The organism is Cellulosimicrobium cellulans (assembly GCF_001722485.1).
Lineage (GTDB): Bacteria > Actinomycetota > Actinomycetes > Actinomycetales > Cellulomonadaceae > Cellulosimicrobium > Cellulosimicrobium cellulans_A.
The window spans coordinates 1-26197 of sequence record NZ_LWGL01000001.1 but is presented as its reverse complement, the minus strand read 5'-3'; the positions used below and the strand labels follow the sequence as shown (position 1 = coordinate 26197).

Below are 26197 nucleotides of genomic sequence, written 5' to 3'. Positions count from 1 at the left end.
TTGGCCCCCACCGGGACCGGACGACACGGCGCACCGTGCCCCGACCGGGGCCGAGACACCGGCTCCATCTCTACCGGCATCTGCGAGAGGGCGACCTGAGCTCATGAACGACGTGCTGTACGTGAACGGCGGGACCCCGCTCGAGGGCACCATCACCGTGCGCGGCGCGAAGAACTTCGTGTCCAAGGCGATGGTGGCGTCGCTGCTGGGCGAGTCCCCGAGCGTGCTGCGCAACGTCCCGCAGATCCGCGACGTCGGCGTCGTGACCGGGCTGCTCGAGCTGCACGGTGTCGCCGTCACGGCGGACGCCGAGGCGGGGGTCCTCGAGCTCGACCCCTCGAACGTCGAGTCGGCGCACGTGGCCGACATCGACGCGCACGCCGGCTCGAGCCGCATCCCGATCCTCTTCTGCGGCCCCCTCCTGCACCGCCTCGGCGAGGCGTTCATCCCCGACCTCGGCGGCTGCCGCATCGGTGACCGGCCGATCAACTACCACCTCGACATCCTGCGCCAGTTCGGCGCCGTCGTGGACAAGCGCGAGAACGGCATCCACATCCGCGCCCCCCGCCGCCTCCAGGGCACGAAGATCGCGCTGCCCTACCCGTCGGTGGGCGCCACCGAGCAGCTGCTCCTCACCGCCGTGCGCGCCGAGGGCATCACCGAGCTGTCGAACGCGGCCATCGAGCCCGAGATCATGGACCTCATCGCCGTCCTGCAGAAGATGGGCGCGATCATCTCCGTCGACACCGACCGCGTCATCCGCATCGAGGGCGTCGACCGCCTCGACGGGTACACCCACACCGCGCTCGGCGACCGCATCGAGGCGGCGTCCTGGGCGTCGGCGGCGCTCGCGACCGGCGGCGACATCACCGTCAAGGGCGCGACGCAGCCCGAGATGATGACGTTCCTCAACACGTTCCGGAAGGTCGGCGGGCGCTTCGACGTCCAGGACGACGGGATCCGGTTCTGGCACCCGGGCGGCGACCTCGACCCGATCGTGCTCGAGACGGACGTGCACCCCGGCTTCATGACCGACTGGCAGCAGCCGCTCGTCGTCGCGCTCACGCAGGCCAAGGGCCTGTCGATCGTCCACGAGACGGTCTACGAGAACCGCTTCGGCTTCACCGACGCGCTGCGCGGCATGGGCGCGACCATCCAGGTCTACAAGGAGTGCCTCGGCGGGCGCGACTGCCGGTTCGGGCAGCGCAACTTCCACCACTCCGCCGTCGTGTCCGGCCCGACGCCGCTCGAGGCCGCCGACATCGAGGTCCCGGACCTTCGCGGCGGGTTCTCCCACCTCATCGCCGCCCTCGCGGCGAAGGGCACCTCCACGGTGCGGGGGATCAGCCTCATCGACCGTGGCTACGAGAACTTCCAGGACAAGCTCACCGCCCTCGGCGCCGACGTCTCGCGCGGCTGAGCCGCGACCGCACCGGCGCGCGGCGCCACCCTCATGACGCGTGTCACGGGGGTCGGCGCCCGCGCCGTGACAGGCTGACGTCGTGAGTCCCTCGCGCACGTTCCTCGAGTCGTGGACCCGCCGGTCCGCGCCCGCGCGGTTCGACGCGTACACGCGCTGGTCGCTGTACCTGCTGTCGGCGGGCGAGCCGTTCGTCGCGCTGTTCGTGGTCGCCGCTGACCCCGGTTTCTCCCGGGCCACGGTGCTGCCGTGGATGCTCCTGACGCTCGTGCACACGGTCGTCTGCCTCGTCGTGCTGCGGCGCGGGATCGCCCACTTCCTGGGGGGTCCGCCCGTCCCGCGGTGGCTGCTCGGCGTCCTCGCCGCGCTGTCCGCCGCGCTCTTCGCGCTCGCCTTCGTGACGTTCCCGGTCGAGGGGCCCGCGGACATCGTGGGCAGCGGCCGGTACTGGGCCCTGATCGTCGGCCTCGGGTACGGCGTGCTCGCCGTGACCCCGCTCGTCGGGTTCGGCCGGCTCGCCCTCGTCGGTCTCGGGCTCGCCGTCGTGCTCGGCTGCTCGACCTGGATCGGCACCGGGCCGGTCACCGCGACGACCGCAGGCGTCGCCGTCGGCATCGGCCTGTCGTTCGCGCTCATGCTCGTCGCGCTGTTCGGCTCGTACCGCGTCTCCGTGTGGATGCTCGGCGTCGTGTGGGAGCAGGAGCGCAACCGCGTGCTGCACGCCCGGCTCGCCGTCGCCGAGGAGCGGCTGCGGTTCTCGCGCGACCTGCACGACGTCTTCGGCCGCACGCTGTCCGTCGTCGCCGTCAAGAGCGAGCTCGCCGCCGAGCTCGCCGCACGTGGGCGCCCCGGCGCGGAGGAGCAGATGCTCGAGGTGCGCCGCATCGCCCAGGACGCGCTGCGCGAGGTGCGCGCCGTCGTCGCCGGGTACCGCACGGCCGACCTCGCCGCCGAGCTCGCCGGGGCGCGCTCCGTGCTGCGGTCCGCCGGCGTCGACACCGTCGTCCACGGCGACGAGACGCCCGTCGGCCCCTCCGCGCAGGAGGCGCTCGCGTGGGTCGTGCGCGAGGGCGTGACGAACGTCGTGCGGCACTCGACCGCGTCGTCGTGCACGATCACGCTCCACCACGACGGCGCTGCGAGCGTCCTCGAGGTCGTCAACGACGGCGTCCCGCCCGGGACGCGCGCGGGCCGCGGCTCCGGCCTGCTCGGCCTCGCGGAGCGCCTCGCCGGCGCGGGCGGCTCGCTCGACACCTGGGCCGAGGACGGCCGCTTCGGCCTCGTCGCGCGCGTTCCCGACGACACCGCCGCAGACCTGACCCCCGCTCGCACCACCGGAAGGACCACCGGCGCGTGATCCGCATCCTCCTCGCCGACGACGAGAACCTCATCCGCGACGCCGTGGCGTCCCTGCTCGCCCTCGAGGACGACCTCGAGATCGTCGCCCAGGCGGCGTCCGGCCCCGAGGCCGTCGCGGCCGCGCTCAAGCACCGCCCCGACGTCGCGGTGCTCGACCTGCAGATGCCCGGCCTCGACGGCGTCGAGGTCGCGGAGCGCCTCGCGACCGAGCTCCCGGGCTGCGGCGTCGTCGTCGTCACGAGCCACGGGCGCCCGGGGTATCTCAAGCGGGCCCTGGAGGCCGGCGCACGCGGGTTCCTGCCCAAGACGGTGTCGTCGCGCGTGCTCGCCGACGTCGTGCGCCAGGTGCACGGCGGCGGCCGGTACGTGGACCCGGAGCTTGCCGCCGAGGCGATCGCGGCCGGCGCGAGCCCGCTCACGGCGCGCGAGGCCGATGTCCTCGAGCTCGCCGCCGACGGCGCCCCGGTCGAGGAGATCGCGACGCGCGCCCACCTCGCGCCCGGGACGGTCCGCAACTACCTGTCGTCGGCCGCGGCCAAGCTCGGCGCGGCCAACCGCCACGAGGCCGCGCACGTCGCCCGGCGGCACGGCTGGATCTGAGTCGTCCGCGTCCACGGGGCGGCCGGGCGCGTGCGGGCCGACGGGTAGGCTCGGTGCTCGTGCCGAGCCTCCCTCCCACGCCGCGCGCGTACCGCGTCCTCGCGTTCTTCCTGCGCCCGATCCTGTTCCTCATCACGCGACGGGACTGGCAGGGCGCGGAGAACCTGCCGCAGCGCGGGTTCATCGCCGCGGCGAACCACGTCACCGAGGTCGACCCCGTGACGCTCGCCCACTTCCTCTACGACCAGGGCCGGGCGCCGAAGATCACCGCGAAGGCGTCGCTGTGGAAGGTCCCCGTGGTCGGCGCGGCCCTGTCGCGCACCGGCATGATCCCGGTGCACCGCGGGACGGGCGGCGCCGCACAGGCGCTCGTCGACGCCACGGCCCGCCTCGACGAGGGGGAGTGCGTCGTCTTCTTCCCCGAGGGCACGCTCACGCGCGATCCCGACGGCTGGCCGATGGTCGGCAAGACGGGCGTCGCACGCCTCGCGCTCACGAGCCGCGCGCCCGTCGTCCCGATCGGGCAGTGGGGCGCGCACCGCCTCCTCGCGCCCTACGGCAAGGCGTTCAAGCCGATCCCGCCGAAGCACGTCGCCGTGCACGCCGGCCCGCCCGTCGACCTCAGCGACCTGTACGACCGCCCGCTCGACACCGCGACGCTGCGCGAGGCGACCGAACGCATCATGACCGCCATCACCGTCCAGGTCGAGCAGATCCGCGGCGAGAAGGCGCCCGCCGAGCGGTTCGACATGCGCAAGCACCCGGGCTCGGAGCGCCGCCGGTGACGGGGACGCGGCCCTTCACCGAGCCCGCCGCAGTGCCCGGCGCGGAGCCCGACGACGGCCCCGTGGTGGCCGCCGTCCTCGGGTCCGGCAGCTGGGGCACGACCTTCGCGGCCGTCCTCGCCGACGCCGGCTGCGAGGTGCGCCTGTGGGGCCGCGACCCCGAGGTCGCGGAGCTGGTCAACGCGCGCCGGCGCAACGAGAAGCGCCTGCCGGGCATCGACCTCCCCGCGGGGATCGTCGCCACGACCGACGCGGAGCAGGCGCTCGCCGGGGCGGGCCTCGTCGTCGTCGCGATCCCGTCGCAGGTCGCGCGCGCGACGCTCGAGCAGCTGCGCCCGCACGTCGAGCCCGGCGCGGTCGCCGTCTCGCTCATGAAGGGCGTCGAGCTGAGCACCGACCGCCGCATGAGCGAGGTCGTCGCCGAGGCGCTCGACCTGCCGGCCGAGCGCGTCGCCGTCGTCTCCGGGCCGAACCTCGCGCGCGAGATCGCGCACCGCCAGCCGACCGCGACCGTCGTCTCGTGCGTCGACGAGGACGTCGCGCGCTTCGTCGCGCGGGCGTGCTCGTCCACCTACTTCCGCCCGTACACGAACCGCGACGTCGTCGGCGTCGAGCTGTGCGGCGCGGTGAAGAACGTCATCGCGCTCGCGGTCGGCATCGCCCAGGGGCGCGGCTTCGGCTACAACACCACCGCGACGGTCATCACGCGCGGGCTCGTCGAGATCACGCGCCTCGGCCTCGCGCTCGGCGCGGACGCCGAGACGTTCCCCGGGCTCGCCGGTCTCGGCGACCTCGTCGCGACGTGCTCCTCGCCGCTGTCGCGCAACCACACGCTCGGCAAGCACGTGGGCCAGGGGATGACGCTCGACGAGGCGGTCGCCGCGACGGGCGGCACGGCCGAGGGCGTGAAGTCGTGCCGGTCGGTGCTCGAGCTCGCGCAGTCCGTCGGCGTGGAGATGCCCATCACCGCCGGGGTCGTCGCCGTGCTCCACGAGGGCATGCCCGTCGACGAGATGGCGCGCGGGCTGCTGTCGCGGCCGCAGAAGGCCGAGGGGCTGTCCGCCGAGCGGTGAGCAGGGGTGCCGCACCGCTCGGCGGGGCGGCTCAGCCGTCCTGGCCGCCCGCGTGCTGGACGTCGACGACGACCCGTGCCGGGTTCTCGAGCAGGAACGCCCGGAAGGGCCGCTGCGCGTCGTCCACCCCGACGAACGCCTGCGTGTAGCCCTCGAAGACGCCGCGCAGGAGGACCTCCTCGATCTCGCCGTCCTCGACCTCGACGGGGTTCGGGCTGGAGTACTCCTCCACGCCCGTGTCCATCGGGTAGCCCGAGCCGGAGATCATGACCTGCAGGTACGCGTCGCCGTCCATCTCGATCGCGGTGCCCTTGCCGTCCTCGACCGGCTGGTCGACGTACTCGACGCGCCACCCGGGCGTGCCCTCGCCGCCGAGCTCGAAGACGACGCGGTCGTAGCCGTCGTGGTGGCCGACGCGGATGTCGGAGACCGTGAGCATCGCGCCCGCTGACGGCTCGGCGACGTCGGGCTCGGTGTTCGCGGGGAACGGGTCGGACGGCTCCTGCGCTTCGTCCGCCGGTGCCGACGCGTCGTCGGTGGGGGTGGAGGTGGCGTCGTCGGTGGGGCTGGGCTCGACGGTATCGGTGGCGGTCGTCGTCTCGGTGACGGTCGCGTCCTCGGCCGGGTCGTCCGAGGCGCACGCCGCCAGGGCGAGGGTGAGCGTCAGGGGCACCGCCCACAGGGCCGGCGTGCGTCGGGAGGTCGTCGTCCTGGGGTGGTGAGCCATGCCCCGATCGTAGGGACGGGGTGTCACGCCTGCGTGCAGGCACGGCCACGGGCGTGTCTCGGTCGTGTCTCGATCCGGCCTCGCCCGAGCGGGCGCCGGACCGCCTCGGCCCGGCGCCCGTCCGGTCAGGAGGCGGCGGCGCGCAGCGCCTGGTCCAGGTCGCGCCAGAGGTCCTCGACGTCCTCGATCCCGACCGACATCCGCAGCAGGTCCTCCGGGACGGTCGCGGACTCGGTCGCGAAGCGGCGACGGCGCTCGAGGCTCGACTCGACGCCGCCGAGGCTCGTGGCGGGCACCCAGAGGCGCACGGCCGCCACGACGGCGTCCGCGGCGTCGGGGCCGCCGACCGGCCGCAGACCGAGGATCGATCCGAACCCGGTCATGAGGCGCGCGGCGCGCTCGTGGCCGGGGTCGTCGGGCAGGCTCGGGTGGCGCACCTCGGCGACGCCAGGGTGGTCGGCGAGGCGGCGCGCGAGCTCGGCGGCGCTCGCCTGCGACCGCTCGACCCGGAGCGCGAGCGTGCGCAGACCGCGCAGCGCGAGCCACACCTCGAAGGGCCCCGGGATGGCGCCGTGCAGCGTCCGGTACGCCCGGACCCGCTGCGCGAGCTCGTTCGTGGACGCGACGACGGCGCCCAGCACGACGTCGGAGTGCCCGGCGAGGTACTTGGTCACCGAGTGCACGACGAGGTCCGCGCCGTGGTCGAGCGGACGCTGCCCGAGCGGCGTCGCGAACGTGTTGTCGACCGCCGTGAGCACGCCGCGCTCGCGCGCCGCCGCGAGCAGCACCGGCAGGTCGGCGACCTCGAGCATGGGGTTGGTCGGCGACTCCAGCAGGAGGAGCGACGCGCCGTCGAGCGCGGCGACGACCTGGTCGGTGTCCGCGACGTCGACGCGCACGACCGTCACGCCCGCGCGCTGCGCGAGGTCGTCCGCGAACCCGAGCGTCACCTGGTACGCGTGGCGCGGCACGACGACCGTCCCGCCGGCCGGGACGAACGCGAAGACGGACGCGATCGCCGCCATGCCGGAGGAAAACACGACCGCCGGTCGCCCGGCACCCTCGAGCGCGGCGAGCGCCTCCTCGAACGGGTGCCACGTCTCGGTGTCCATGCGGGCGTAGAGCAGCTCGCCGGGCCCCTGCACGCCCTGGGAGACGTACGTCGAGGACATGACGATCGGCGGGTTCACCGGCGCGCCCTGGGCACGCTCCGGGCGGCCCGCCGCGACGACGACGGTCGCGGGGGACAGGGCGGCGGGACCGGGGTGGTCGTGCGGGGTCATGGGCGCAGGCTACGCCGCGGGCGCGGTCGTGTGCCCCGGGCGACCACTCTGCGGCGAGATCCGCCCGACCGGGGGGCACGAGGCCTACTCGAGCGGGCCGAGGAGCGACTGGGCGACGGTCGAGTGGGCCGACTCGTCGTCGGACGGGTGGAAGATCCCCGCGAGCACGTCGCGGTACAGCCGGCCCAGCTCGTTGCCGGAGAAGTAGCTCGAGCCGCCCGCGACGCGCACGGTCTGGTCGACGACCGTCTTCGCCGTCTCGGTCGCGCGGACCTTCAGACCGGCCGTGGCGCGGAACCAGCCCGCGCCCCGGTCGACGAGCGCGTCGATCTCCCCGGCCGCGGTGTCGAGCTGCGGCCAGATCGCGTCGAGCGCGAGGGCCGCGTCGGCCAGCCGCCAGCGGATGTCGGGGTCCTGGGACAGCGACGCACCGTCGTTCTTCATCGACGTGCGACGGCGTGCCGCGGCGACGCCGAGCTCGAGCGCGCGGTCGGCGATGCCCGTGTACACCGCGGCGAGGAGGATCTCGAACGTCGTGAAGATGCCCACGACCAGGGGGTCGAGCGTCGGCCCCGGCGCGAGCCGGCGCACCACCCGGTCGCCCGGCGCGGGCGCGCCGTCGAGGAGCGTCGAGCACGACTGCGACGCGCGCATGCCCATCGTGTCCCAGTCGTCGGCGATCTTGATCCCGCCGCCGTCCCGGGTGAGGAACGCGTGCACGAGGCGCGGTGCGTCGTCGGACGTGCTGTCGAGGCCGAGGACGCCGAGGCGCGTCCAGCCGGGGGAGTTCGAGGTGAAGATCTTGCGTCCGTGGAAGGTGTAGCCGCCCGCGCCGTCGGGCCGGGCCTCGGTGCGCGAGCCCAGCAGGACGAGGTCGTTGCCGGCCTCGGAGTACCCGAACCCGAAGACCTCGCCGCGGCCGGCCTCCTCGAGCAGCCAGTCGAGCGAGGAGTCGCCGCGCTCGTGCAGGTAGCGCGCGACGCCCGTCCACACGTGGTGCATGTTCACCGCGAGCGCCGTCGCCGGCGCCGCGCCGGCGAGGCGCGCCTGCTCGCGCGCCGTCTCCCGCAGGCCGAGGCCGGCCCCGCCGAACGACTCGGGGACGAGCGCGCGCAGGTACCCGGCCTCGACGAGATCCGCCATGTCGTCGTCGAACCACGTGTTCTCGCGGTCGTGACGGGCGGCCCGGGACCGGACGGCCTCGAGCAGGTCGTCGCCGAGGAGGGTGCGCGGGGCGGGGAAGGGGACGGGCGTGGGCATGGCCTGCCTTCGGGTCGGGTCGGGTCGGGGCGTGGAACGGGAGTGGGGCCCGGCGACGTGCCGCCGGGCCCCACCACCGTACGCCGGGCCCCTGGCCCGTCGTCGCTCAGGCCCGCGGCGCCGGCGTCTTCTCGCCGGGCCGCCCGCCGAGGTAGAGCTCGGACAGCTGCGGGTCGGCCAGCAGCTCGGGGGCGGGGCCCGAGATGTGGACGCGGCCGAGGTCGAGGACGCAGCCGATGTCCGCGGTCTCCAGGGCGCGCCGCGCGTTCTGCTCGACGAGGAGCACGGCGACGCCCGCGTCGCGCATGCGCACGACCTGCTCGAACACGGTCGCCGTCGTCTTGGGGTCGAGACCCATGGACGGCTCGTCGAGGAGCACCACGCGCGGGCTCACCATGAGCGAGCGGGCGAACTCGACCTGCTTCTGCTGCCCGCCGGACAGCAGGCCGGCGAGCTGCTTCCACCGCTCGCCGACGATCGGGAACAGGTTCTGCACGAACTCGACCCGCTCGGCGACCTGCGCCTTGTCCCGGAGCGTGTACGCGCCGAGCAGGACGTTCTCCGCGACGGTCATCTCGCGGAACACGCTGTGGCCCTGGAGCACGTGCGCGAGGCCCGAGGTCAGCATCTCCTGCGGCCCCTGGCCGGTGACGTCCTGCCCGTCGACGAGGATGCGGCCCCCGCGGGGCTTGAGCAGCCCCGACGCGACCTTGAGCACCGTCGACTTCCCGGCGCCGTTCGGCCCGACGAGGCACACGACCGTCGAGGCCGGGACCTTGATCGTCAGCCCCCGCAGCACGAGCGCCGCCCGGCCGTAGCCGGCCTCGACGTCCTCGAGCTCGAGGAGGTACTTCTGCTCAGACACCAAGGTAGGCCTCCAGCACTCGGGGGTCGGACTGGACGACCGAGGGCGGGCCCTCGGCGATGGGCCGGCCCCGGTCGAACACGATGACGTGGTGGGACAGGCTCATGACCATGTCCATGTTGTGCTCGACGACGAGGAAGGTCCTGCCCTCGGCGTTGAGCTCCTCCACGAGCGTCCCGATGCGCCCGATGAGCGCAGGGTTCACGCCGCCCGCCGGCTCGTCGAGCATGATCGTGTCCGGGTCGCCCATGAGCACCCCGGCCAGCTCGAGCAGCTTCTGCTGCCCGTAGGACAGGTTGCGGGCCTCGGCGTTCTCCAGGTGGTCGATCCCGACGCGCACGAGCAGCGCGCGCGCCTTCTCGATCTCCTCGGGGTTGCGGGCTCCTCCGAGGAGCTCGCGCACGGACGTCCGCCGGACGGCGACGAGCATGTTCTCCAGCACCGTCATGCGGGGGAAGACGCGGCACAGCTGGAAGCTGCGCCCGATCCCGGCCCGCGCGATCCGGTGCGGCGCCTGGCGCGTGATGTCCGCGCCGCGGTACGTGACCGTGCCGGAGTCCGGCTTGATCATGCCCGTGACGCAGTTGAAGAACGTCGTCTTGCCCGAGCCGTTCGGCCCGATGAGGGCGTTGATCTTGCCCTCGTGGAACGTGACGGTCGCGTCGCGGACGGCGTGGACGCCGCCGAACGACTTGGTGAGCCCGACGGTCTCGAGGTTCCGGGTCGTCGGGGGTGCGGTGGTCGTCGTCATCGGTCGTCCTCCTCCGGGCCCGTCCGAGGACGAGGGGCCGCGTCTACCATCCGCTCGCTCGTCCCTCGCGAGCTCGCGCCAGGCCCGCCACGACGCGGCCCCTCGTCCTCTCCCGTGCCCTCGGCGGTCGGTGCACCCGACGCCGCGCGGTTGCGCTCGAGGAGCTCGGCCGCCGTCATCTCGCGGATGGAGGAGTCCTGCGGGCCGAAGCGGCGCACGAGGGCCTGCAGGGCGGGGATGATGCCGTCCGGCATGAACAGCACGACGACGCCGAGCAGGATCGCCGTCGCGACGAGGTGGAACTGGGTGTCGCCGAACTCGAGCTTGAAGTACTCCAGCCCCGTGCCGACGATCAGCGCGCCGAGGAGCGGGCCGAAGAGGTGCCGGACGCCGCCGAGCAGCGCCATGAGCACCATGTACGCGCCGAGCATGATCGAGAACTGGAAGATCGGGTCGAGGTCGCCGAACCACAGCGCGTACATGCCGCCCGCGAGGCCGGTGAACGTCGCCGAGACGACGTAGGCGACGAGCTTGTAGTTGCGCGTCGGGACCCCGAGCGCCTGCGCCTTGTCCTCGTCCTCACGGACCGCCTTGAGCCCCGTGCCGAATCGCGACCGGTCGATCGCCCACCACGCCACCAGCATGACGGCGAGCAGGCCGACGAACAGGTAGAAGAACGTCTGGTGGTGCTCCGGGCGCAGCATGTCGGGGAAGGGGCGCGGGACGACGAGGCCGTCCGACCCGCCCGTGAACGTCCCCCACGCCTGGAACACGAGCAGAAGGATGAGCACGAACGCGATGGAGACGATGACGAACGACGCCCCGCGCACGCGCAGCGCGGCGATGCCGACGGGGATCGTCACGAGGAGGACGATCACGCCGGCCACGAGCCACGCGACGAAGCTCGGCAGGCCGACGTCGCGGATGAGCAGCCCGGTCCCGTAGGCGCCGAGACCGAAGAAGGCGGCGTGGCCGAGCGACACGTAGCCCGTGAAGCCGCCCATGAAGTTCCAGGCGGTGGCGGTGCACGCGTAGCTCGCGACGACGATGCCGGCGGACAGGATGTACGCGTTGGGCGCCGCCGTCGGGAAGGCGAGGATCGCCGCGGCCCCGACGAGCAGCGCGGCCAGGCGGACGATCCGCGTCCACGGGCGCGGCGTCGGCCCCGCGGACCCGCCCGGGCGCGCGCCGGCGCTCGCCGCCGGGCCTCCCGCGGCACCGCGGCCCGCGGCCCGCGGCGGTCTGGTGTCAGAAGCGTTGGGCAAGGCGACCTCCGAAGAATCCCTGGGGCCGCAGCATCAGCGTCGCGAACAGCGCGACGTAGAAGATGGTCTGCGCCCACGTGGTGCCGAGGGGCACCTGGAGCAGGCTCTGGCCGATGCCGAGCACCATGGCGGCCATCGCGGCGCCCGGGATCGACCCCAGGCCGCCGACGACGATGATCGCCATGAGCGGGCCGATCCAGTGCCAGTGCAGCGACGGGTAGATCGTCGCGTCGAGCGACAGCGCGGTGCCGCCGATCGCCGCGGTCGCGAGGCCGAGGCCGAAGCCGTAGCCGGCGACGCGGTCGGTCTTGATCCCGACCAGCTGGGCCGCCTCCCGGTGCTGGATCGTCGCCCGCAGCGCCTGCCCGAACCGGCTGTGCTTCATGAGCAGGTAGAGCAGGCCGAGCGACAGGGCGGCGAGCCCGAACGCGACGAGCTTGACGACGGCGATCCGTGCCCCGAACAGCTCGAGGCTCGCGCCCGAGTACGGCAGCTGGATGCGCCGCTGGGTGCCGCTCCAGACGAAGCCGATCATGCCCTCGATGAAGAGCGCGATCGCGAACGTCAGGAGCACCGACATCATCGTGAGCGTCGCCGGCCGCAGGCGCGTGATGAGCAGGCGCTGCATGCCCACGCCCACGAGGAAGAACAGCGGGACCGTGACGACCAGCGAGAGCAGCGGGTCCATCCCGGTCTGCTGGTGGAAGAACCAGGCGAGGTACGCGGCGAGGATGAGGAACGCCGAGTGGGCGATCATCACGACGCGCATCACGCCGAAGTACAGGGTGAGGCCCGCCGCCAGGAGGGCGTAGAGCCCTCCCAGCAGCACGCCGAGCACGAGGCTCTGGAAGAGGAGCGTCCCTGTCACGAGCCGATCACCACGCCGGCTTGGGGAAGATTAGGTCGGCTTCCTTCGCGTCCTCGGGCAGGACGATCTGGATCTCGCCGTCCACGTACTGCTGGATGAGGTGGGCGCCCTGCGGCTTGCCCGTCTCGTCCCACGTGAGCGGTCCGACGACCGTCTCGACCTCGTTCTCGCGCAGCCAGTCGATGAGCTCCTGCTGGCACTCGCCCTGCTCGGCGCAGCCGACGGCCTCGACGGCGGCCGCGACGACCTGCCCGGTCGTGTACGCGTTCGCCTCGTCCTCGCCCGGGGGGTTGCCGTGGAGCTCGGTGTACCGCTCGACGAACTCGACGTTCGAGGGCCAGCTCGCGGTCTCGGTGTACCCGGTCGGGGAGAGGATGCCCTCGGTCTTCGCGCCGATCGCGGCGGAGAACTCGGGGTTGGTGGGGGCCGTCGAGAACGCGGCGATCTCGGGCTGGTAGTTCAGCTGCTGCAGCGCCACGATGAGGTTGACGGCGTCCTGGTACTGGGTGCCGCCGATGACCATCTCCGCCCCGGAGTCGGCGATCTTCGCCGCGATCGAGGAGAAGTCCGTCGTGTTGGGCGGGTACACCTCGTCGACGACGATCTCGAGCCCCGCGTCGGCGAGCTTGTCGCGCAGGCCGTACGCCGTGCCCTGGGCGAACGGGTCGTCCATGGCGGCCACCGCGACCGTCGTCGGCCGCTCGCCCTCGGGCATCGCGAGGATGTGCTCCGCGAGGTAGTTGTAGTGGTCGTCCGCCACCGCGGGCGCGGCGTAGAAGAGGTTCTCGAAGCCCTGCTCGAAGACCTCGTTCGCGGCTCCGGCCGGCTCGACGAAGAGCATGCCGTACTCCTCGGCGACGCGGGCGCTCGGGACGACGAGACGCGTCGAGAACGGCCCGAAGACGAGGTCCACCTCGTCCTGGGCGATGAGCGCCTCGTAGTCCTGGACGACGCGGTCGGCGTTGGACTGGTCGTCGAGGATCTTCAGCTCGACCTGGCGCCCCAGCAGGCCACCGTCCTCGTTGACGAACTGCGCCCAGGCCTCGTACCCGCGCTGGACGCCCTTGCCGGGTTCGGAGAAGTCGCCGGTCAGGGGCAGGGAGATGCCGATGACGATGGGGTCGTCGGCACCCCCGCCCCCGCCGCCACCGGAGCCGCCGCCCGAGCAGGCGGTGAGGACCAGGGCGGTCGCGGACAGGCCTGCCGCGACGGCGAGCGCGCGCTGCTTGCGGGTGCGCTGTGGCATCCGAGGGGACATCCGTGGGGACATGGAGCTGACTCTCCCTACCTCGTCGTAGTGAGTACTCGACCGTACATCGGCGTACGTAAGCGCTTTCGTAAGCGCTTCCGCCAGGCTACGCTGCGGGACAGGGATGTGGCAAGCGTCACGTCGGGTGGTCTCGCGGACCGACGGCGTGCGCCCGGACGGACGGGGTCGCGGTGCGGCGTGAGGGCAGGACGGCGGGTCGCGGCGGGCTCCGGCTCGCCGACGTGGCGGAGCGGGCCGGCGTGTCCCTCGCGACCGCGTCCCGGTCGCTCTCGGGGAGCCAGGGCGTCTCCGAGGAGGTCGCCGCCCAGGTGCGCCGCGTGGCGGCGGAGATGGGGTACGTCGCGAACCCGCACGCCCGCACGCTCGCGGGCGGCACGACGTCCGTCGCCGGTCTCGTCGTCTACGAGATCGGCGACCCGTACTTCTCCGAGATCGCGAGCGGCGTCGTGCGCGTGGCCGCCCAGCACGGCTGGAGCGTGCAGATCAGCCACACCGAGCGAGAGCCGAGCGCGGAGGTCGCGCAGATCCGCCTCATGCGCGCCCACCGGGTGGGCGCCGTCCTCATGGCGGGCTCGGGCTACGTCGACCCGGCGATGGAGGCGGACGCCGCGCGCGAGCTCGCCGCGTTCCAGGAGGCAGGAGGGCGCGTCGTCGTCGTCGGGCGTCACCACCTGCGCTGCGACGCGGTCCTGCCCGACAACGCGCCGGCGGGGGAGAGCGTCGCCGAGCACCTGCTCGGGCTCGGGCACCGACGCCTCGCGGTCGCCGCCGGGCCGGATCAGCTCACGACGATCGCCGACCGGCTCGCGGGCGTGCGCGCGGCCGTCGCGCGCCACGGGCTCGACGCGGACGCCCTGCCCGTCGTGCACGCACCCTTCACGCGCGAGGGCGGCCGGGACGCCGCGCGGCGCCTGCTCGACGAGCACCCCGGGACGACGGCGATCCTCGCTCTCAACGACGCGATGGCCACCGGCGTGCTGTCCGTCCTGCGCGAGCGGGGCGTCTCCGTGCCGCACGAGGTGTCCGTCACCGGCTTCGACGACATCCAGGTGGCCCAGGACCTCGCGCCCGCGCTGACGACCGTGCGCCTGCCCATGAGCGAGATCGGCGCGGCCGCGCTCGAGCTCGCGCTGCGCCCGGCGTCGGAGCGGCCCCGGCGCCGCGCCACGGGGCACGCCCTGGTCGTGCGCGACTCGACGGCGCCGCCGCCCGTGCGAGGCTGACGGCGCCCCGACGGCGTCCGTCGTCGCACGACCCGACGCCAGAGGAGGTGTGCGCGGGACCCGCGCACACCCCCTCACGTCAGGCCGTGGGTCAGCCGCAGGCGTGCGCCCCGTGGTCGACCTCGACCTCGGACGTCACCTCCTCGCCGTCCACCGTCGCGATCGCCGACACCGTGACGGTTCCGGCCTCCACGGACGTCGCCCGGACGGCGAACGCGTGGTACGCCGCCGCGCCGGGAGCGACGTCGGCGAGCGTCCGGCTGCCGTACGCCGTGGAGAGCGTCACGTCCGCCGGCACCGCGCTCGCGTTCGTCGCGGCGACCGCGAGGTACACGCGACCGGCGAGGCAGCGCGGGGCGACCTCGACGTCCAGGTCGACGCCCGCCGGCTCCTCGGCCGCCGTGACGGTGAGGTCGCGGATCCGGCCGGTGTTGTCGAACGACCCGAACCCGACGCGTCCGGTCGCGAACGTCGTGTCGTTCGCCGTGAGGAGCGGGGTGTCGAGCCCGTCGACGTAGACGGCGACGTCGCCGCTGTCCGCGCACCGCACGACGCGCACGTCGTGCCACTCCTCGTCGGTCACGGCCGGCGGGGCGCCGACCGTCCCGTCCCACTGGTCGTCGATCCGCTCCCGGTCGCGGCCGTCGACCTTGAAGATGCCGTTGTGGGCGTAGATCGTGTTGTCCTGCGACAGGTGGGCGTAGTAGTACTGCGTGTCCGACTGCCAGCCGAAGACGACGATGACGTCCCGGTTGTTCACCGACGCCGGCGCGTCGAGCCGGACCTCGGCGTCGAGTGCGAACGAGCCGAGCTCCGGGCCCTCGGTGAGCACGGCGTACTCGAACGGCCGTCGGATGCCGTCGTCCGGGTCGGTGCCGGCCTCGGCGAGCACGACCTCCTCGCCGGGGAACTGCCACTTGGACGGGGTGCGCGGTGCCCAGTGCTCGGCGTCCATGACGTCCGTGACCTGCTCGCCGGCGGGCGAGCACGACGGCGGCGCGGGCGGCTCCACCGGCTCGGCCCCGAACAGCGCGTACTGCGCCGCGACCTGCTCGGGCGTCGGGACGACGTCGAGGAACATGAGGTCGTCCATGCGGCCGTTGAACGGGTTGGCCTCACGCGTGTCCTGCGGGTAGCTGCCGCCGATCTTGATCCCGGCGGGGTCGGACGGCGACGTCGCGCCGGCGCCCCACGGGTTGGTCGACGACGTGTACCGGCCCTCGAGCTTCTCGCCGTTCATGAACAGCTGCATCTCGCCGCCCGCGAAGTCGAAGGTGGCGGCCAGGTGGACCCACTTCCCGCGCTCGAGGATCTGGTCCCACGGCAGGTCCGCGGCGAAGGTCCACGACCCCGCCCCGTCGACGCGGCGGCCGAGCGCGACGAGCTTGAGCTCGCCGTCCACGGTGATCACCTCGAGCAGCGCGCGCACCGCGTGGCCGTCGGAGGTGCCCGTGAGCACGCCGGCGAGGCCGATCGCGTTGTAGCGGTCGTCGGGGTTCGCGGTGCCGGAGTTCAGCGCGGGGTGCTCGCCGGTCGGCTTGAACCACCCCATCACCGAGATCTCGTCGGCGTCGGCGAAGGCCCCGAGCGTCTTGACGCCCTCGGGGTCGTGGACGCCCGCCTTCCAGTCGTCGTTCGAGGCCGTGCGCGGGCTCATCTGCTGCGTCTGCAGCGCCTCCCCCGCTCCGGGGTACGCGCGGTCCGCGACCCGCATCTCCGTGCCGCCGTTGACGAGCTGGATGTCCGTGCCGGACCAGCCCTGGTCGTCCTCCCGCGTCGCGTCGCCCGCGACCGGGTGGTCGAAGTCGTAGTGCGCGACGAGGTTCGGCGCGAGCTCCGGCAGGGCGTGCGGCGACGACGCGCCGACGTGCCGGGCGCCCGTCACCTTCCACACCTTCCCGTCCGCCTTCGACACGAGGTAGAGCTCGCCGTCCGCGTCGGCGCCGAAGCGCAGGTCGACGCGCCTGTCACCGACGAGGTCCTGGAAGGTCGTCTCGACGCCGTCGCGGAAGACCTTGAGGTGCTCGATCTCCGCGAGGTCCTCGAGGTCGCCGTCGTTGCGCTGCATCTCGTCGGCCTGCGTGGACAGCACCCAGCCGCGCACGAGGTCGGTGAACAGGTAGCGGCCGCGCAGCTCGGGGATGTCGCCGCGGTACACGAACCCGCCGTTGAGCGCCACGCCCGCGTCGCCGGTCTGGCCGGGGTCGCGGTTGTGGTCGTACGCGGCGACGGGGTAGGTGAAGCCGTTCTCGGCGTCGTCGGCGGGCAGCGGGAAGATCTGCCGGTTCTCCGCGAGGAACGGCCCCTCGCGGTCGGACCAGCCGAAGTTGTCTCCCGGCTCGACGGCGTAGACCGACTCGACCTGCCACTCGCCGATGTGGCCGAGGTACATCGTGTGGTCGCCCTCGGGGTCCCAGCTGATGCGGTGCGGGTCGCGCATGCCGACGGCGTAGATCTCGGGCAGCGCGCCCGGCGTGCCGACGAACGGGTTGTCCGCCGGGATCCCGTACTGCCCGTTCGCGCTGTCGTCGCCCATCGGGTCGATCCGGAAGATCTTGCCTTGCGGCGTCGCGAGGTCCTGCGGGTTGTCGTTGCCGACGCCGTTGCCGCCGTCCCCGACGAGGACGTAGAGCATGCCGTAGTCGGGCTCGCCGGGCTCGACGGTGGGGTTGAAGGCGATCTGCTGGACGGTGTGCACCCGGCCCGCGAACGGTACGCGCATGAGCTCGCGGCTCGTGCCCGCGAAGGTCTCCGCCGCCGGGTCGGTCGCGGTCCACTCCGTGATCACGCTGTGGTAGTTGGTGCCGCCGAACGCGGGGAAGTCGGGCGTGTCCTCCGTCAGGGCACTGCCGGCCTCGGTGTGCACGGTGTAGAAGACGCCGTTGTCCGCGAACTCCGGGTGGAACTCGACGAAACCGAAACCGGTGCCGAGCCCGGCGTGGTTGTGGAAGTTGTCGACGAACTGGTCGCGCACGTTGAGGTAGGCGACGTGCTCGCCGGTCTCCTCGTCGACCATGTAGAGGATCTCGTTCATGTCCGGGACCGCGAGGCGGCCCGAGCCGTCGGGCACCTCGTCGAGGTGCGTGATGCGGTTGTGCCGCACGAGGCGCTGGTCCGAGGTCGCGGGCGTCGTCTGCGACTCGGGGAGCTGGACGAGCTCTTCCACCTCGATGCCGAGGGCCGACGGCGTCGGGTCGGGTAGCGGGTTGAGCAGCGGCTCGCTCGGCGTCGTGCCGCCGGACGCGCAGTCGCCCGGGTTCCCGGTGGCGATCGCGAGGTTCTCGCCGGACGGGTCGACGGCGACGTCGTCGAGCATGAGCCGGCCGGCGCTGCTCGCGCCGTTGATCCAGAAGAACCGGTCGAGCGCCGTGCTCACGCCCTGGCGGAAGCCGAACTGCTGCTCCGTACCCTCGGGCAGGCGCGTGATCTCCTCGTACGGGCCGCCCTGGCTGTAGACGGACACCTTGTCAGTGGCGTTGTCCGCGACGATCCACACGCACTGCCACGTGTCGCGCGACCACACGCCGGCCGGCTTGAACGACCCGCCGTCGCGCACGAGCATGACGTCGCTGTTCTGGTTGTTCACGTACGCCCGGCTGTTCACGTAGTCGGACGGCGCGTCGACGTCCGTGAGGCCGAACGACGTGTCGACGCTCCCGGTGCGCATGAAGCGGAAGAACAGGGTGCCGGTGCCGCCGTCGGCGACGGGTGGGACGGCGCGGTAGGACTTCTGGCCGCCGCCGACCTGCTCGAGGATCTGGTTGTTGGCGTTGAGCGGGTCGGCCACGACGCGGGCGGCGGCCGAGGCGGTCCACCCGTCCTGGCCGTGGAGCGCGGTGCGCTCGTACTCCTCGAAGTCGAGGATCTCGGTGAACCCCTCGTCCGCCGCGACCTCCGCGGCGGCGGGCGGCCCGAGGAGGGTCCCGCCCAGGACGGTCGCCAGGGTGACCGCGAGCGCGGCACTCCCTCGGCGACGGGAACGCGTAGACGTCATCGTCTGCTCCACTTCGTCGGTTGCTGCTCCTGCAGATCTCGCTGGTGCTGCCGGGGCGTCGTCGCCCCGGCGCCGCGCGGGTCCCACCCCGGCAGGCATTGGCCCCCTGTCATGTCGAGTGCACGTCCCTGTGCGCGACCTTCGAAGGCTAGGAAAGGGCTTTCCCGCTGTCAACAGGTGCCGGTCGGGTCGGCTCGGACGCACGAAGGCCCGGCAGCACGCGCTGCCGGGCCCTCGCTCGGTCCTGTCCCGCCGGTCGCTCAGCCGACGAGCGCCGCCGCGGGCTCCTCCGGTCGCGGCAGGATGCGCCGCAGCACGTCCGCGAGCGTCACGACGCCGACGAAGCGCTCGCCGTCCATGACGATCGCGAGCTGCTCGCTCGACTCGCGCATCCGCGCGAGCGCGGCGTGCACGGTCGTGCCCGACTCCAGGACGAACCCGGGGCGCGCGAGGTCGTGCGCCGGGCGGTCGTCCGGCTCGAGGAGCGTGTCGCGCACGTGCACGACGCGCGGCACCACGCTGCCGTTGCGGACGAGGATGCGCAGGTGCCCGGACGCGGCGGACGCCGCCCGGACGTCGGCGGCCGTCGCGTGCGCGGGGACGGCCGTCGGGCTGCTGCCGGTCGGCACGAGCGCGTCGACCGTCAGCGTCTGCAGCTCGAGCGCACCTGAGATCTGCGCGCGGTAGGACGCCTCGAGCGCCCCGACATTGGCGGAGTGCTCGACGAGGTGGCGCAGGGTCGCGGCGTCCTGGCCGCCACCCTCGACGTTCTCCACGGGCTCCACGCCGACGGCGCGCACGCACCGGTTGGCGAGGGCGTTGAGCCAGCGCAGCAGCGGCCGGAAGAGCGCCATGAACCCGCGCATCGGCAGGGCGAGCAGGGTCGCGGAGCGCTCCGGGTGGGCGATGGCCCACGACTTGGGCGCCATCTCCCCGACGACGAGGTGCAGGAACGTGACCACGACGAGCGCGAGCACGAACCCGGCGACGTCGGCGGCCCACACCGGCACACCCCACGCCTCGAACACCGGCGTGAGCCAGTGGTGGACGGCCGGCTTGGTGATGGCTCCGAGCGCGAGCGTGCACGCCGTGATGCCGAGCTGCGCGCCCGCCATGAGGAGCGTGAGCTCGTTCGAGCTGCGCAGCGCGGCGCGCGCGGCGCGGCTCGTCGCGGCGGCGTCCTCGAGCCGGTGCCGCTTGGCGCCGAGGAGCGCGAACTCCACGGCGACGAAGAACGCGCTGAGCGCGATGATGGCGACGGTCGCCACGACGACGACCCACGGGTTGCTCATCGGGTCTCCTCCCCGGTGGTCGTCTGGCGTACGGCGTCGTCCCCGGCGCCCTGGTCGGTGCCGTGCCCGGTCCCGTGCCCGGTCCGCTCGGCGGCGTCGGGCGCGGCCTGCTCGGCCGCGTCCCCGCGCCGCTCCTCGAGCCGGACGCGCACCAGGCGCGGCACGTGGCGCTCGACCGACAGCACGTCGACGACGAGCGATCGCGTGACGGGCTCGTCGTGCACGAGGTCGGCGGGGTCGTCGGGCAGCGGGACCTCGATGGTCTCGCCCGCGCGCGGCAGCGCGCCGTGCTGGGCGATGAGGAGGCCGGAGACGGTCTCGTGGTCGCCGCGCGGCAGGTCGTGCCCGATGGCGCGCTCCGCCTCGTCGACGTGGACGTCGCCGCCCATGACCCACACGTCGTCGTCCTCGGCGGTCACCGTGACGGGCTGCTCGGGGTCGTGCTCGTCGGTGATCTCGCCGACGACCTCCTCCGCCAGGTCCTCGACGGTCAGCACGCCGGTGAAGCCGCCGTACTCGTCGATGACGCACGCGAGCTGGTTGCGCGAGCCGGTGAGCTCGGCGAGCGCGTCGGGGAGCGCCATCGACGTCGGCAGGACGACCGCGGGCCGCATGAGCTCGGTGACGGGCGCGTCGTCCGCGAGCGGGGTGTCGAGCACGTCCGCGAGCTGCACGACGCCGAGCGGCTGGTCGGTCTCGTCGACCACCGGGTAGCGCGTGTGCGCGCGGGCCATGAGCTGGCGCACCTCCGCGACGGTGGTCCCCGGTCGGACCGTGCCCACGCGCGAGCGCGGGATCATCGCGTGCTCGACGTCCTGCTGCGGGAAGTCGAGGATCCGGTCGAGCAGCACGGACAGCTCGTCGGGCAGGTCGCCGCTCTCGCGCGACTCGGCGACGATGTGCTCGAGGTCGCGCGCCGTGGCGGTGCTGTCGACGTCGTGCACCGGCTCGATCCTGAGCAGGCGCAGCAGGGCGTTCGACGCCTTGTCGAAGACGGCGATGAGCCAGCCGAACACCGTGAGGTACGCCGAGGTGGAGCGGGCGAGGCCGCGGGCGAGCGGCTCGGGCCGCGCGATGGCGAGGTTCTTGGGGAACAGCTCGCCGAACAGCATCTGGATGATCGTCGAGAGCACGAGCGCGAGCACCGTGCCCACCGCGACGCCGACGCCGGTCGGCACGCCGGCACCGCCGAGCATCGTCCCGAGGGACTCGCCGATGAGGGGTTCGGCCACGTAGCCGACCAGCAGGCCGGTCACGGTGATGCCGAGCTGCGCGCCCGACAGCACGAACGACGTGCGCCGGGTGACCGCGAGCGCGCGCCGGGCGGACGCGTCACCGGCGTCGGCCTTGGCGCCGAGCCGGGACCGGTCCACGGTCATGTAGGCGAACTCCTGGGCGACGAAGTAGGCCGTCGCCGCCGTGATCGCGAGGACCACGAGGAGTCCGAGGAGAAGGGAGAGGAACGTCGTCACCGGGCCCGCACCGCCCCTCGGTCGTCACGGACGCGGTGTCGCGTCCTGGTGAGGCCGGGGCCGGTGCGGCCGGGACTATGGTCGGGGTCGTCGGCCGCAGGGGCCTCGAGAGTCATCTCTTCCACGGCACCCACAACGCCACCGCCGCCGGATTGGTTCCCGGATCGCCGACGAGTTTCTTCGCGATCCCTCCACGGTGGGGGCGCGGGGGTGCGGAGGGCGCCACGAGCCGGTCCGGTAGGGTCGTCCGCGATGTCCAGCCAGCAGCCCGTCCCGCATCCCGCCGCGCCCGAGCCGGCCCCGGTCGCGCACCCGTCCGAGCCCCGCAAGGTGCGGGTCCTCGTCCTGTTCGGCGGGCGCTCCGGAGAGCACGCGATCTCCGCCGCCACCGCGGCCGGGGTGCTGCGCGCGATCGACCGCACGCGCTACGACGTCCTGCCCGTCGGGATCACGCCCGACGGCGAGTGGGTCGTCGCCGCGGACGACCCCGAGCGCTGGCAGATCACCGACGGACGGCTCCCGCAGGTCGAGGCCACGGGCGAGGAGGTCGTGCTGCCGCTCGCGGCGGACCGCCGCGGGCTGCGCGTCCTCGCGCCGGGGGAGATCCCGCGCGAGCTCGGCGACGTCGACGTCGTCTTCCCGCTGCTGCACGGGCCGTACGGCGAGGACGGCACGGTGCAGGGGCTGCTCGAGCTCGCCGACGTGCGGTACGTCGGTGCGGGCGTCCTCGCCTCGGCGGTCGGCATGGACAAGCACTTCATGAAGCTCGTGCTCGCCGGCCAGGGGCTGCCGGTCGGCCCGTACACCGTGATCCGCCCGGGCGAGTTCGAGCGCAACCCGCAGGCCTGGACCGAGACGGTCGCCGGCCTCGGCCTGCCCGTGTTCGTCAAGCCCGCACGCGCCGGCTCGAGCCTCGGCATCTCCAAGGTGGACGACCTCGCGGACCTGCCCGCCGCCGTCGCGGAGGCGCAGCGCCACGATCCGAAGGTGGTCGTCGAGGCGGGCATCGTCGGTCGGGAGATCGAGTGCGCCGTGCTGGGCGGGCGTGGCGGGGAGCGCCCGCGGGCGTCGCTGCCGGGCGAGATCGTCGTCACGGGCGCCGACCACGCGTTCTACGACTTCGAGGCGAAGTACCTCGACGAGGCCGGCGTCGAGCTGTCGTGCCCGGCGGACCTGCCGCCGCACCTGGTCGAGGAGGTGCGCGACGTCGCGGTCCGCACGTTCGAGGCCGTCGGCGCCGAGGGTCTGTCCCGCGTCGACGTCTTCGTCACCGACGACGGGCAGGTCGTCGTCAACGAGATCAACACGATGCCGGGCTTCACGCCGTTCTCGATGTACCCGCGGATGTGGGAGAAGTCGGGCCTGAGCTACCCGGAGCTCATCGACGAGCTCATCGCGCTCGCGCTGGAGCGGCCCACCGGCCTGCGCTGACCTCGGCGACGCCGGCCCTCAGCCGGTGAGGTCGGCCGCGTCCAGGCACTGGCGCGTCTGCGGCACCGACTGCACCGCGGGCCCGAGGTCGGCGATGAAGGACGTCGAGCGATTCGCCGTCACCGCGGGCGGCACGACCACCTCGACCGCCGGGTCGCGGCCGTAGGTCGTGAACGTCCACGTGCCCTCGCCGTCCTCGACGACGAGCCAGTCCACCGTGCCCGAGCCCGTGCCCACGCTCTGGCACAGGTCCGTCGTCGGGCCGGGGACCTCCACGCCGCACCGCAGGGTCACCGCGGCGCCCGGTGCGCCCCACGCCGTCGTCGCCTGGCTCGTCGTGCCGAGCTGGGGCAGGTCCTCGCCGAGCGACTCGGGCACGGCGAGCACGACCTCGGCGCAGAGCGGGTTCGCCGCGTCCTCGGCGACCTCGACGCCGATGCGCGGCGCGCACGGCGCCGTCGCGCCGGCCGCGCCGACGACGAGGACTGCGGCGAGCGAGCAGGCGACGGGGCGTCGCGCGGCGCGACGGGACGGGACCGCCGGAACGGTGGAGCGGGGGAGGACGTCGGGCACGCGACCACGGTAGCCGCCCGCCAGGGGTGCCTCGCACGCACGTCGTCGACCGCGGGCGGCCACTAGGGTGACCGGGTGAGCGAGACGCCCCTGCTGGTCCGCGACGTGCCCGAGGAGGCGCTCCTCGCCCGGATCTTTCCCCTCCTGCCCGCCGCACCCACGACGCTCGTCGGGCCGGGCGACGACTGCGCGGTGGTCGCAGCGCCCGACGGCCGGTACGTCGTCTCCACGGACGTGCTGGTCGAGGACCGCCACTTCCGGCGCGCGTGGTCCACCGGGTACGACGTCGGGTGGCGGGCCGCCGTGCAGAACCTCGCCGACGTCGTCTCGATGGGGGCGCGACCGGCGGCGCTCGTGGTGTCGCTCGTCATGCCCGGCGACCTGCCGGTCGAGTGGGTGACCGGTCTCGCACGCGGCCTCGCCGCGGCCTGCACGCCGGTCGGGGCGGCCGTCGTGGGCGGTGACCTGTCCGGCGGCGAGCAGGTGGTGGTCGCGGTGACCGTCCACGGCGACCTCGAGGGGCGCGCCCCGGTGCTGCGCTCCGGCGCGCGCCGGGGCGACGTCGTCGCGCTCGCCGGGACCGTGGGCCGCTCGGCGGCAGGGCTGGCGCTGCTCGAGGCCGGCCAACCGGACGCCGCGCTCACGCAGGCCTACCTGCGGCCCGACCCGCCGCTCGCGGCCGGACCGCTCGCGGCGGACGCCGGCGCGACGGCCATGATGGACGTCTCGGACGGCCTCCTGCGCGACGCGGGACGCATCGCACGGGCGAGCGGTGTGCAGCTCGACCTCGCGAGCGCCTCGCTCGACGGGGACCGCACGTCGCTGGCCGACGCGGCGCGCACCGTGGCGGCCGCGGGCGGAGCCGAGCCCGGGGACGCGGAGGACCGGCGAACAGTCGTCGACGACTGGGTGCTCGCCGGGGGAGAGGACCACGCGCTGCTCGCGACGTTCCCGCCCGGAACGGCGCTGCCGGCGCCGTTCCGCGTCGTCGGCGCGGTGACCGCGCCCGACGGGTCTCCGGGCGTACGCGTCGACGGCGTGGCGCCGCACCGCCGCACGACGGGGTGGGACCACTTCGGGCCTGAGGCCTGAGGCCTCGGGGCTCGACAGCTCCGACGGGTCGGGAGGCCGATGGGCGCGGGCGGTCAGCGGCGGCGGAAGCGGACCATCGTCAGGTCCTTGCCGCCGATGTCGTCGCGACGCTCCACGCCGTCGGGCGAGAAGCCGTGGCGGCGGTAGAAGCGCAGCGCGCGCTCGGCGTCGGCCAGCACCCAGAGCGTCACGGTGACGCCCGGCGGGACCTCGGCGAGCATGGTGCGCATGAGGTCGCGCGCGACGCCGCGCCCCCACGTCTCGGGGTCGAGGTAGATCGCGTAGATCTCCAGGTCGCCGGGCTCCGCGTCCTCGTCGCGGCACGGGCCGATGGTCGCGAACCCGATGGTGCGGCCGTCGGCGTCCGCGAGCCAGGTCCGCGCGCCCGCGGTGGAGAGGCTGTCGACCCAGTGCTTCTCGCGCTGGTCGACGTCCAGCGAGGCCAGGTACTCGTCCGGCACGATGCCGGCGTACGCCCCGCGCCACGACGCCACGTGCACCCGTGCGATGGCGCTCGCGTCGGCGGGACCGGCAGGGCGGATGGTTACCTCGCTCAGTTCCGTCACCATGGGCAAAGCCTGCCACCGGGCCCCGGTTCCGCCAAACCGGAATGTCCGTGCTCCAGAGGATCTCCGCATCCGGGGGGAGCGGCCCCGGCGTGCGGGCCGACGTGGGCCCGCGCGGTCGGCCCAGGGCCGCCCGGGGACGACGCAGCGCCCGCCGGCGATGCCGACGGGCGCTGCGAGGAAGGCGGGTTCGCGCGGGCTCAGGCCGGGCGCGTGACCTTGCCGGCCTTGAGGCACGAGGTGCACACGTTGAGGCGCTTGGGCGTGCCGCCCACCACGGCGCGAACACGCTGGATGTTCGGGTTCCAGCGACGCTTCGTGCGGATGTGGGAGTGCGAGATGCTGTGCCCGAAGCCCGGGCCCTTGCCGCAGACGTCGCAGTTGGCAGCCACGGTTTCTCCTGATCGTCGTGCACGTCGCGCAGGCAGCGGCGACGTATGAATGGTCTGTAGGGTGTCTCGCCCGGTCGCTCGTGCGGCAGCGGGCACGCCGAGCACCCGGGCAACCTCGTCAGGGTAGCCGATCGGACGGCGCCGGCTCAAGTGAGGTCGCGCACGCCCGGTGGCGGCGGGCCTCCCGTCGCAGACTACGGTGTTGCCGTCGTCCGCCCGGGCGGCGCACCGCATCCGTCCCCGCGACCCAGGAGCCAGACCGACGTGAGCCCCGCCACCGACGTGATGGACGGGACGGCCGTCGTCACGTGGGCGCGCGAGGGGGTGCGCGCGCTGGGTGCGGCCCGCCGGGCGCTCGACCGGGTCAACGTGTTCCCCGTCCCCGACGCGGACACCGGGACGAACATGTACCTGACCTTCCTCGACGGTGCGCGCGCCCTCCCTGCCGGCCGCACCGGCGAGGCCGGCGCCGGAGAGCTGCTCGCGCTGCTCGCGCGCGGCGCGCTCGTGGGCGCGCGCGGCAACTCGGGCGTCATCCTCAGCGAGTACCTGCGTGGCCTCGCCGTCGCGCTCGCCCGTCACGACGCCGTCCCCGCACGCGCGCTCGCCGAAGGGCTGGCGGCCGCCGCGCGCACC

23 protein-coding genes are annotated in these 26197 nt (G+C 73.8%); 9 read left to right on the top strand and 14 right to left on the bottom strand.

What is annotated here, in order from left to right:
* Positions 1–103 precede the first annotated feature (103 nt).
* The 5 genes from murA to JZ5iCDA_RS00095 all read left to right on the top strand — a co-directional run bounded on the left by murA (position 104) and on the right by JZ5iCDA_RS00095 (position 5237).
* Positions 104–1420: a UDP-N-acetylglucosamine 1-carboxyvinyltransferase gene (gene murA, locus JZ5iCDA_RS00115; RefSeq protein ID WP_069385250.1), complete on the top strand. Its 1317-nt coding sequence runs from the start codon at positions 104–106 to the stop codon at positions 1418–1420.
* Positions 1421–1502: 82 nt separating this feature from the next.
* Positions 1503–2777: a sensor histidine kinase gene (locus tag JZ5iCDA_RS00110; protein ID WP_069385249.1), complete on the top strand. Its 1275-nt coding sequence runs from the start codon at positions 1503–1505 to the stop codon at positions 2775–2777.
* Positions 2774–3379, top strand: coding sequence for a response regulator transcription factor (locus JZ5iCDA_RS00105; protein ID WP_069385248.1), 606 nt, complete (start codon positions 2774–2776; stop codon positions 3377–3379). The genes JZ5iCDA_RS00110 and JZ5iCDA_RS00105 overlap by 4 nt, the downstream gene beginning before the upstream one ends.
* 59 nt (positions 3380–3438) lie before the next feature.
* Complete coding sequence (locus JZ5iCDA_RS00100; RefSeq protein ID WP_069385297.1) at positions 3439–4164, top strand: lysophospholipid acyltransferase family protein; 726 nt, start codon at positions 3439–3441, stop codon at positions 4162–4164.
* Between the two features lie 62 nt (positions 4165–4226).
* On the top strand, positions 4227–5237 hold the full coding sequence (locus JZ5iCDA_RS00095) for an NAD(P)H-dependent glycerol-3-phosphate dehydrogenase (protein WP_069385296.1): 1011 nt from the start codon (positions 4227–4229) through the stop codon (positions 5235–5237).
* A 31-nt stretch (positions 5238–5268) separates the two neighbouring features.
* Here the strand turns inward: JZ5iCDA_RS00095 and JZ5iCDA_RS18155 are convergent, their stop codons facing one another.
* The 8 genes from JZ5iCDA_RS18155 to JZ5iCDA_RS00055 all read right to left on the bottom strand — a co-directional run bounded on the left by JZ5iCDA_RS18155 (position 5269) and on the right by JZ5iCDA_RS00055 (position 13502).
* Positions 5269–5964 carry an AMIN-like domain-containing (lipo)protein gene (locus JZ5iCDA_RS18155; RefSeq protein WP_069385247.1) on the bottom strand — a complete coding sequence of 232 codons (696 nt, stop codon included), beginning with the start codon at positions 5962–5964 and terminating at the stop codon, positions 5269–5271.
* Between the two features lie 125 nt (positions 5965–6089).
* Positions 6090–7247 carry a trans-sulfuration enzyme family protein gene (locus JZ5iCDA_RS00085; protein WP_069385246.1) on the bottom strand — a complete coding sequence of 386 codons (1158 nt, stop codon included), beginning with the start codon at positions 7245–7247 and terminating at the stop codon, positions 6090–6092.
* A gap of 84 nt (positions 7248–7331) precedes the next feature.
* Complete coding sequence (locus tag JZ5iCDA_RS00080; RefSeq protein WP_069385245.1) at positions 7332–8507, bottom strand: acyl-CoA dehydrogenase family protein; 1176 nt, start codon at positions 8505–8507, stop codon at positions 7332–7334.
* A 106-nt stretch (positions 8508–8613) separates the two neighbouring features.
* The gene (locus tag JZ5iCDA_RS00075) at positions 8614–9372 is read right to left on the bottom strand and encodes an ABC transporter ATP-binding protein (protein WP_253181887.1); all 759 of its coding nucleotides are present in this window, start codon (positions 9370–9372) and stop codon (positions 8614–8616) included.
* Positions 9365–10123, bottom strand: a complete 759-nt coding sequence (locus tag JZ5iCDA_RS00070) for an ABC transporter ATP-binding protein (RefSeq protein ID WP_069385243.1) — start codon at positions 10121–10123, stop codon at positions 9365–9367. The genes JZ5iCDA_RS00075 and JZ5iCDA_RS00070 overlap by 8 nt, the downstream gene beginning before the upstream one ends.
* Positions 10120–11388 (bottom strand): branched-chain amino acid ABC transporter permease, encoded by a 1269-nt coding sequence (locus tag JZ5iCDA_RS00065; RefSeq protein WP_253181886.1) that lies wholly within the window; start codon positions 11386–11388, stop codon positions 10120–10122. The genes JZ5iCDA_RS00070 and JZ5iCDA_RS00065 overlap by 4 nt, the downstream gene beginning before the upstream one ends.
* Entirely contained in the window at positions 11372–12256 is an 885-nt protein-coding gene (locus tag JZ5iCDA_RS00060) for a branched-chain amino acid ABC transporter permease (RefSeq protein ID WP_069385242.1), read from the bottom strand. Before JZ5iCDA_RS00060 ends, JZ5iCDA_RS00065 begins: the two co-directional genes overlap by 17 nt.
* Before the next feature lie 7 nt (positions 12257–12263).
* A complete protein-coding gene (locus JZ5iCDA_RS00055) occupies positions 12264–13502 on the bottom strand; it encodes an amino acid ABC transporter substrate-binding protein (RefSeq protein ID WP_171905255.1) in 1239 nt (412 codons plus the stop codon).
* A 194-nt stretch (positions 13503–13696) separates the two neighbouring features.
* On the opposite strand from JZ5iCDA_RS00055, the gene JZ5iCDA_RS00050 reads away from it, so the two are divergent.
* Entirely contained in the window at positions 13697–14749 is a 1053-nt protein-coding gene (locus tag JZ5iCDA_RS00050) for a LacI family DNA-binding transcriptional regulator (protein ID WP_069385241.1), read from the top strand.
* A gap of 91 nt (positions 14750–14840) precedes the next feature.
* Here JZ5iCDA_RS00050 and JZ5iCDA_RS00045 read toward each other — a convergent pair whose 3' ends face one another.
* From JZ5iCDA_RS00045 to JZ5iCDA_RS00035, 3 genes are all read right to left on the bottom strand, one after another.
* The gene (locus JZ5iCDA_RS00045) at positions 14841–18743 is read right to left on the bottom strand and encodes a PQQ-dependent sugar dehydrogenase (RefSeq protein ID WP_083259486.1); all 3903 of its coding nucleotides are present in this window, start codon (positions 18741–18743) and stop codon (positions 14841–14843) included.
* Positions 18744–19003: 260 nt separating this feature from the next.
* Entirely contained in the window at positions 19004–20035 is a 1032-nt protein-coding gene (locus tag JZ5iCDA_RS00040) for a CNNM domain-containing protein (protein ID WP_069385240.1), read from the bottom strand.
* A complete protein-coding gene (locus JZ5iCDA_RS00035) occupies positions 20032–21507 on the bottom strand; it encodes a hemolysin family protein (protein WP_083259477.1) in 1476 nt (491 codons plus the stop codon). Before JZ5iCDA_RS00035 ends, JZ5iCDA_RS00040 begins: the two co-directional genes overlap by 4 nt.
* Before the next feature lie 252 nt (positions 21508–21759).
* Here JZ5iCDA_RS00035 and JZ5iCDA_RS00030 point away from each other — a divergent pair, with 252 nt between their 5' ends.
* Complete coding sequence (locus JZ5iCDA_RS00030) at positions 21760–22938, top strand: D-alanine--D-alanine ligase family protein (RefSeq protein WP_069385239.1); 1179 nt, start codon at positions 21760–21762, stop codon at positions 22936–22938.
* A gap of 18 nt (positions 22939–22956) precedes the next feature.
* Here the strand turns inward: JZ5iCDA_RS00030 and JZ5iCDA_RS00025 are convergent, their stop codons facing one another.
* A complete protein-coding gene (locus tag JZ5iCDA_RS00025; protein ID WP_069385238.1) occupies positions 22957–23511 on the bottom strand; it encodes a DUF3515 family protein in 555 nt (184 codons plus the stop codon).
* 75 nt (positions 23512–23586) lie between these two features.
* Here JZ5iCDA_RS00025 and JZ5iCDA_RS00020 point away from each other — a divergent pair, with 75 nt between their 5' ends.
* On the top strand, positions 23587–24603 hold the full coding sequence (locus JZ5iCDA_RS00020) for a thiamine-phosphate kinase (protein ID WP_069385237.1): 1017 nt from the start codon (positions 23587–23589) through the stop codon (positions 24601–24603).
* Positions 24604–24656: 53 nt separating this feature from the next.
* Here JZ5iCDA_RS00020 and JZ5iCDA_RS00015 read toward each other — a convergent pair whose 3' ends face one another.
* On the bottom strand, positions 24657–25172 hold the full coding sequence (locus tag JZ5iCDA_RS00015; RefSeq protein ID WP_069385236.1) for a GNAT family N-acetyltransferase: 516 nt from the start codon (positions 25170–25172) through the stop codon (positions 24657–24659).
* Positions 25173–25369: 197 nt separating this feature from the next.
* The gene (rpmB, locus tag JZ5iCDA_RS00010; RefSeq protein ID WP_069385235.1) at positions 25370–25561 is read right to left on the bottom strand and encodes a 50S ribosomal protein L28; all 192 of its coding nucleotides are present in this window, start codon (positions 25559–25561) and stop codon (positions 25370–25372) included.
* 264 nt (positions 25562–25825) lie between these two features.
* On the opposite strand from rpmB, the gene JZ5iCDA_RS00005 reads away from it, so the two are divergent.
* Positions 25826–26197: DAK2 domain-containing protein (locus JZ5iCDA_RS00005; protein WP_253181884.1), on the top strand; the 372-nt coding region annotated here is incomplete at its 3' end.